Origin of the sequence: Thermoactinomyces daqus (genome assembly GCF_000763315.1) — a bacterium.
Taxonomy (GTDB): Bacteria; Bacillota; Bacilli; order Thermoactinomycetales; family Thermoactinomycetaceae; genus Thermoactinomyces_A; species Thermoactinomyces_A daqus.
This window is the reverse complement of record NZ_JPST01000081.1, coordinates 1-7,512: the sequence shown is the minus strand read 5'-3', so window position 1 is coordinate 7,512 and position 7,512 is coordinate 1. Positions and strand designations below refer to the sequence as shown.

Annotated in this window: 6 protein-coding genes; 4 read left to right on the top strand and 2 right to left on the bottom strand. The window is 44.1% G+C overall.

The features are described from left to right. Positions 1-913: 913 nt before the first annotated feature. Positions 914-2,224, bottom strand: coding sequence for an amidohydrolase (locus JG50_RS0117825; protein ID WP_033102461.1), 1,311 nt, complete (start codon positions 2,222-2,224; stop codon positions 914-916). Positions 2,225-2,406: 182 nt separating this feature from the next. Further along, a complete protein-coding gene (locus JG50_RS18495) occupies positions 2,407-3,291 on the bottom strand; it encodes a MerR family transcriptional regulator (protein ID WP_235281751.1) in 885 nt (294 codons plus the stop codon). An 864-nt stretch (positions 3,292-4,155) separates the two neighbouring features. On the opposite strand from JG50_RS18495, the gene JG50_RS0117815 reads away from it, so the two are divergent. From JG50_RS0117815 to cas6, 4 genes are all read left to right on the top strand, one after another. Next, positions 4,156-4,953, top strand: a complete 798-nt coding sequence (locus JG50_RS0117815; RefSeq protein ID WP_033102460.1) for a hypothetical protein — start codon at positions 4,156-4,158, stop codon at positions 4,951-4,953. A gap of 6 nt (positions 4,954-4,959) precedes the next feature. Beyond that, positions 4,960-5,757: a hypothetical protein gene (locus JG50_RS0117810; protein WP_033102459.1), complete on the top strand. Its 798-nt coding sequence runs from the start codon at positions 4,960-4,962 to the stop codon at positions 5,755-5,757. Positions 5,758-6,127: 370 nt separating this feature from the next. Further along, on the top strand, positions 6,128-6,202 hold the full coding sequence (locus JG50_RS21170; RefSeq protein WP_370589285.1) for a Fic family protein: 75 nt from the start codon (positions 6,128-6,130) through the stop codon (positions 6,200-6,202). A gap of 550 nt (positions 6,203-6,752) precedes the next feature. Then, on the top strand, positions 6,753-7,512 hold a 760-nt coding region (cas6, locus tag JG50_RS0117805), incomplete at its 3' end, for a CRISPR-associated endoribonuclease Cas6 (protein WP_033102458.1).

The following is a 7,512-nucleotide window of genomic DNA, read 5'->3' as shown; positions in this document are numbered from 1 at the left end:
ATTACAGGAATGCTCCTTTAGTATAGACAGTGTGAATCTCTTGTATTTCTTCTAATACAGGTGCCGGTTGTCCTGCTGCTGTCATATATATCAATCCTGGAGTATACATGGGCGGTTCGTCTCACTAACTAGTTACCAGGCTGTATTGCAAACAACAAAATGGATTACTTATAATTGAAGATAAAATATGAAAAATTTTCGCCGGCATTTGCGAACACCGGAAGCTTCGAAAAAGACCCAGGGGGTGTTCGGAAACGCCAAAGCCCGCATAAGATAAGAGGGAACACTACTTTTTGGATGGAGGTTATCCAATCAATAAAGCCCGAAACTTGTCCAAATCGGGGAGATGTTCGGAAAATCGCATATAAACTCAATAAAATCAAAGGGTACAGTGAACGCTGAATCAACAAGTACACCTCCGGTAGGAGGATTGAAACCTTTCCATTCTCCATTTTCCTTTACTAGCTTTATTGAATCAACAAGTACACCTCCGGTAGGAGGATTGAAACACTACCCTTCCATCCTTCTCCTTCAAATCTCCCCGAATCAACAAGTACACCTCCGGTAGGAGGATTGAAACGTGTCGAGAATCGGCTGACGTTGCTTCTGGTAACACCGAATCAATAAATAAACTTCAGGAGACCATCGTACTGCGTTAGTCACTAAAACAAAAAAGTCTGTCAACTTCTAGCACCGTAAAAACCCGGGGGTTGACAGACTTTTGTTCAGTTTGTTTCCGATACGAAGGGAAAATGGCTCCATATTTGAGAATTGTTGCCTGCCTTTGCCAAAAAAAGAGGCGTCCATCGCTTCTCTAACCTAGGGCATATAAGTCGAAAAATCCAAAAACATTTCTGTTTATTGGAAAGAACCGAGTCGCCGGATGCTGGCTCTGCCTCTGTTGATTTAAGCATTAAATTCCTTCCACAATCCGTTTTGCCCGTTGATGCGCCTCGTACAACAGTCTCTCTTCGTCAATCGTCAACAGTTCTCTGTTTTTCATCAGGATCTTTCCATTCACAATCGTTGTCACCACATCTTGACCGAAAGCGGAATATACCAGCAGCGAGACCAAATCATGATGCGGCACCAAGTGTGGTTGATGGATATTCACCAGAATTAAGTCAGCCTTCTTCCCAACCTCAATCCTTCCAACCTGATGATCCATTTGCAAGAGTGTAGAACCATTTATCGTGGCCATTTGGAGAATCGTATGTGCATCGATGATCGCGGGATCAAACCGATCTAATTTCTGTAGCCCGGATGCCATCTTCATTTCTTTGAACAAATCGAGGGAAGTGGCGCTTCCTGCACCATCGGTACCCAATCCGACCAAAATCCCTTTTTCCAAAAATGAATAAACAGGGGCGATACCACAACCCAACTTCATATTGCTGAAAGGATTGTGTGCCAAGCCGCCTTTCATATTCTGCAATAATGCAATGTCATGGTCATCAAGGTGAACGGCATGGGCCAAGAGCACATGATAATCACCGTCAAACAAGCCTAAATCGTATAGGTATTCGGTTGGGCTCTTTCCGTATTTGTGATTGATTTTTTCCGCCTCTTCCTGCGTTTCCGCCAAATGGATGTGAATCGGAACCTGTAGCTCTTTGGCAATCTCCATCACTTCTTTCAATTGGTCCGGGGGACATGTATACGGAGCATGGGGGCCCATCATCGTCGTGATACGGCCATCCGCTTTTCCGGACCAGGATTTAACCAAATCAATCCCCTCTCTCAAACGCTGTCCGCCATCATCATCGAGAAACACCAGACCGCGGGTCAAAGATGCCCTGATGCCGGAATCATGTACAGCTTGGGCAATTTGATCCATATGTATATACATGTCCGCATAAGCGGTGGTTCCCGATTTAATCATCTCGGCAATTCCCAATAACGCCCCCCAATAAATATCCTCCTGATTCATGTTTGCTTCGGCAGGCAACATTTTTCGGTTGAGCCATTCCATCAGCCGCAAATCATCGCTGAAGGAGCGCAGTAAACTCATGGGGGAATGGTTGTGCGCATTAATCAATCCCGGTAGCGCCACGCAATGAGACGCATGAATGATTTCATCAAAAACAGACAAATCAGCGGGAAGATCGTTGGTGATATCGGCAATTTGATCATCTTCGATAACGATATTGGCTCGATATGGATGAAATTGTTTTTCCTGATCCTTATAATCTAAAATCAACGGATCCTTAATAAAAATTTTCATGGTATCCTCCTCACATCGTCGCGCGGTCTCGCCATCCATACGTGCAACATGGGTGTCAACGACCGGTATTGAACGTCATATCCCCGGGATATCCACCATTGGCACAGCCATTCCAGGTGAACATAGTATTCCGACGCCATCTCCTTCAGCACATCCGTTCTGCCTGCCCGGCGGATCTTCTCTTACCAGGCGTGAAACGTCTCGTTGCTCTCGATCATCCAATCGACAATACCGATTCTGCCACCCGGACTCAAAACCCGGTGCATCTCCTCCAGTGCCAGCGGTTTTTGTTCCTCGCGCAAGTGATGAAATGCAAAGCTGGTGACGATAAAGTCGAAAGCATCATCAGAAAAGGGGATGGCTAAAAAATTGCCCAGTTTGGTCGTCATTGCGGGAAATTTCTCCCGGCAGCGTCTCAGCATTTCCGCCGACTGTTCCACGGCGGCCATCCGGATTCCGTTTGCGAAAAACCGTCCGGCTAGATTGCCTGTTCCCGCTCCCAGATCCAAGCCGGTTTCCTCCGGACGGGCATCAATCCACTCGGTCAGCGTTTGCAAGGCGTGGTCATACTCCGCATACAGGTCCAGCGGATCATTTCGCTCCACACGCTGGTCAAACGTTTCCGCCTGCTGATCAAACGCCCAAAGGTCTCGCCACTTTAACCTCCATTGTTCCCGCTCTTGCCAATGGCGTGTAAGACGGTACCAATCATCCCAGGAAGGGGCGCTGTTTTGTTCCCCGTTTTGAATCATCTGCTCAATGATCTCTAATTGATGTTTGAGTCGAACCCACTCGGTGAATGTGGCGGCCCGTTGCAGTTCCAGGTAGCGTGTGACGACATGTTCGTGGCCGCGGTCCACCTCCGCCAGCACTTTTTTGATCTCACTTACCGGCATGCCGATGCGGCGCAACGTCACGATCGTTTGCAGACGCCATGCCTCCTCCTCACTAAAGGTGCGGTATCGGTTGTCCGGTTCTTTGGGTGGCGCGATCAGACCCTTTTCCTCGTAGTAGCGGATGGCGTGTGGCGTGATTCCCAGCCGCTCCGCCATCTCCTTGATCTGCATTCTTCTCACGGAGATCCCTCCCGTTTCATCATAAACGTTGACGCTGCGTGAAAGTAAAGGGGGGAATGTACCGCCGGGTTCTGTCAGAAAATCGGCCAATCAGCCCCAGCCTATCAATCGGTAGCAGGTTATGTTGAAAAATATAAGATAGATAACCTATAATTGAAGATAAAAATATGAAAAAATTTATATTCGAAAAAATGATCTTCGTATAAAAGAAGATTTGCGTATTTCGGCATTTGCGAACACCGGAAGCTTCGAAAAAGACCCGAGGGGTGTTCGGAAACTCCAAAGTCCGCAAAAACAAAGGGGGATCTGACTTTTAGGTCGGAGGTAATCCAGTCAACAAAGCCCGAAACTCAGCCGAATCGAGGAGATGTTCGGAAAGACCCGGAGGGAGATAAAGACGTTGAAGGTTTCAGCGAACGCCGTCTCAATCAATACACCTCAAGCAGGAGGATTGAAACTGCCTGCGAAAATCCGGCAATACGACATCTTCGAGGATCAATTCTTTGGTAAGAGAATTGAAGCAGGGAGTACATAGCAAACGGTTTTGACGAATCAGTAAATACATCTCCGGCAGGGATGAAAGCAAAATGGTACTCCCGGTAAACTTCAGCTTTTGGCTGGTATCATGGGATGGAGTAATGAAGAAGATCCTGGCATTGCTGACTAACGATGATCAAACCAATACTATTAATGGATCCGGCTGATTTGTCCGATGTTGGAGGCAATTTCAGTGCCGGATCCGATATGATATACCCAGCCTAGTCGATTTCCTGAATCGTCCGGGATTCTTTTCCGGGGGTGTAAGTTATATCTTTACTGAGAAGTTATATTTAATAAGGAAAGAGAGGATAGAAATTGTCTAAGAAGAAAAAGTTTATGCTCTTGTTACTACCTGCTCTGGCATCTGCTTCACTAATTTCATTCCTGGTTTATTCTTGTGTCCAGATCTGGATTCCGCCCTACGATCCAGATGTCGTGAAACATGATGTCTCGAATTACTTGAGCAAGAAGTATGGGATCAAAGATGTTATGTTTGAAGAGATTGAGAGACCCAAATGCTCTGAGGCGGGGCCGTGCGACAGTCTTCATGTGAGTGTTACTCCCTACGATAAAGACTACCCGAGAGTGACGTTTACAGTCTTTTATGGGATTAAAGACAAGTTTTGTAACGACGATTATCTTGAGCGAGTTTGGGATAGTCAGGCAGATGATGACTTATCCAGAGATGTAGAACTGGCAATGGGCTTGAGCACTCGGGATCAGGTATCTATCGAGGTTTTCAATAAAGGCACTCCGTTCAAAGACCCTAAGACATTTCCATCTTATAGAGATGAGCTGGATCACTGGGTTGAAGATGTAGGAATCTATGTAACCAAGAATGGGAATGTGAATAAGATGGATGCGGCACCAAAGCATCCCTTAACCCCGGAACGGTGGAGGCAAGAAGCGGAAACCTTGGTAAGTCTGAAGAAAAAGCTCCTGGCCAAAGGGATAACTGAAGATCAACTCAAGTTGTTTAGATTGAATGTTGAGTATGGGAAGAACTCATATACGATTTCTATGGATAAGGTTTCTTATGATGTGGAGACCACATTTTGGTACTTACAGACTTTAGATCCGCAAAGTTATCAAGATAAGACGAGGTTGGAGTAAACTGTGATGGGATTATATAAGAAGTTGGGTGTAATGTTGGTTGTTATGGTACTTGTTTGCAGCTTTTTGATAGCTTGTTCTTCTAACTCAGAATATGAAATGGAAGAGAAGCAGTATGTGGATCTTTCGAAGATGAGCCCTTCAGAAGAGAAAAGAGTAGGAAAATTGGCTATGGATTATGTAGAGAAAACATATCATAAGGCATTTAGGGTAGATGAAGTATGGAAAGATGAAATCTTTGGGGCTTATTATCAGATAAAAGGTGCAGTACAGGATGGCACCAAAATAACGGTTATTTATGACCCTCCCGGTGAGTTTAGAGATGATTATGTACAGACGATATGGTTAAATCAAGTGCAGCCAGATATACAGAAATTGCTGGAGAAGAATGTGAGCTTGAGGAGTATAGACACAGAGAAGATTGATTATGACGATTTGGAAGGGAATATTGGCCAGAAGTATGGGAAGGACATCCCCTCTTTCTATCATGTCTTAAGTAGCAAGAAAGGGGAGCATTTTACGCTGAATTTGGTTTTGGAAGTTTATCAGCATGGAGGAAAGGCACCGGAAGATATAAGTAATCTTTTGAGAGAGCTAAAGAAAACCTTTCATAATGCTTCGATACAGGTATTTGTTTATACTGACGAACTAAAGCATTACCCGGAAATAACGTCTGATTCGGAACGTCAATATAAATATCTGTTGGAAAGATACGATATATCGGGAGATTTAACGAAGGTTGATCTGGATAATCTGGATCACTATAAAGTGCGTTATGTACAACCGACAAACAGGTATTATTAAAGAAAACAGGCACCCGACGAGGGGCTGATTGGATTGCTGCTCAGATTTGCCTTTTAGGGTGAAATAGAGTGTGACCAAGATTATGAACGATCACGCTTGATCGTAAGATCTCTATGTACATAACTGAAATATCGGTGCATGCAAGACCTTCTCTAGGCAGAAGATCAAGTAAAACAGAGATTGCATTATAGTTATGCAGATTCTTGCATGATAAAAAGACCAGGGGTGATCTGTTTCCCTGGTCTTTTTGTGAGATTTCGGGGAAGGAGAGCAAGCGGGGGCATGTTTGATGATCGCCTGTTCCCTGTAGCTGTACGAACGACATTCAAGTCGAAATATTCGCAATCATACAAGGAATGATGGAGCATTAGTGCAATCACTTGTACAAGTTCATCCGTTCTACAACGGAAATAAACGAGCAGCTTTGGTATACTTGGACACTTAATGATCAACCAAGAGGCTGAATGAAGAGTCCAGGGCGCAATACCCTGGTTTGTTAGATTGGCCGGGGCGAAATCAGCCACGTAAGAATATCTGTCTTATTCTTTTGATATATTTGGAATAATAAGGTACGGATGCCTTTTTAATCCTGATATCGATTCAACACGTGGCTCATCTCTTCGTGTCTGATCATCATCGTAGTGTTTCAATACCAATATGGATGCAACTAAACGATTACACAAACCCAACATACCAAGTCAATGACCGAGTTTCAATCCCAGTATGGATGCAACTAAACCCGTGTGTGAACATCAGTAATATCAATTATTTTTCATTATAACTAAAGTGGAAAGAGTCTGTGAACCTCCAATCGTGCAAAATCCCCGGGAGGTTCACAGAAAAAGCAAGTGAAAATAGGATTTTAGAATAAAATACAGAAAGATAAATAAAAACGGCAGTTGATAGATTTATTAGAAAATATTATTTTGAATTAATCTCCTTAAAGAACAACATTATAATTTCTACGACAGAAGAAAGGGGTGACGTTCTTTCAAATGCGTGTTGAAGTGAAATTTCATTTAGCGAAAGAAATCCTGTTGCCTTATGATCTGAGCTACTACATAAGCGGTTATATCTATCGTTGCATTAAGCAAGCCGCACCTGAACTGTCCGAATGGTTGCATAACACTGGTTTGAAATACAAAGGAAGAAGATACAAACCGTTTGTTTTTTCCCGGTGCAACTTCGCTTCAAGAGTGAACTTGGATTCGGTCATGAAAGTGAAAGGTACGCTTTCTTTTCAGATCGATTCGATCATGCCAGAGATCGTTCACCGGTTTGTTGAAGGTGCATGGGCAAATGGGCATTTGGATCTGTTTGAATTCAAGTTCCCATTACAGGAGACCTGTTTCCTGCCCCCTGTATCTTTTAGCGAAACCATGGTCTACAAAGCGTTAAGCCCAATTGTGATCCCGATACAAAAAAATAACCAAATCGTCTTTAGCCATCCCTTGGATAGCCGTTTTTACGACAGTATGCGAAATTCATTAAAGAATTGGTACTACCTGCGCTGGCAGGAAGAGTTTCCGGAAGGGGAGGAGATACACATTCAACTTTACCGCCCCGAAAAATTCCAACTGGGTAAAGCGGCTGTATTAACCCGTTTTAAGGATAAAAATATCAAGGGATATCTTGTTCCATTGGAAGTAGAGGCCCCGGTGAAGATGCAACAAGTGATCTATGAGGCGGGGATCGGCTCTTATGGTTCACAAGGGTTTGGCATGGTTGAAGCTCTAAAGGAGCATTCCTGTAATG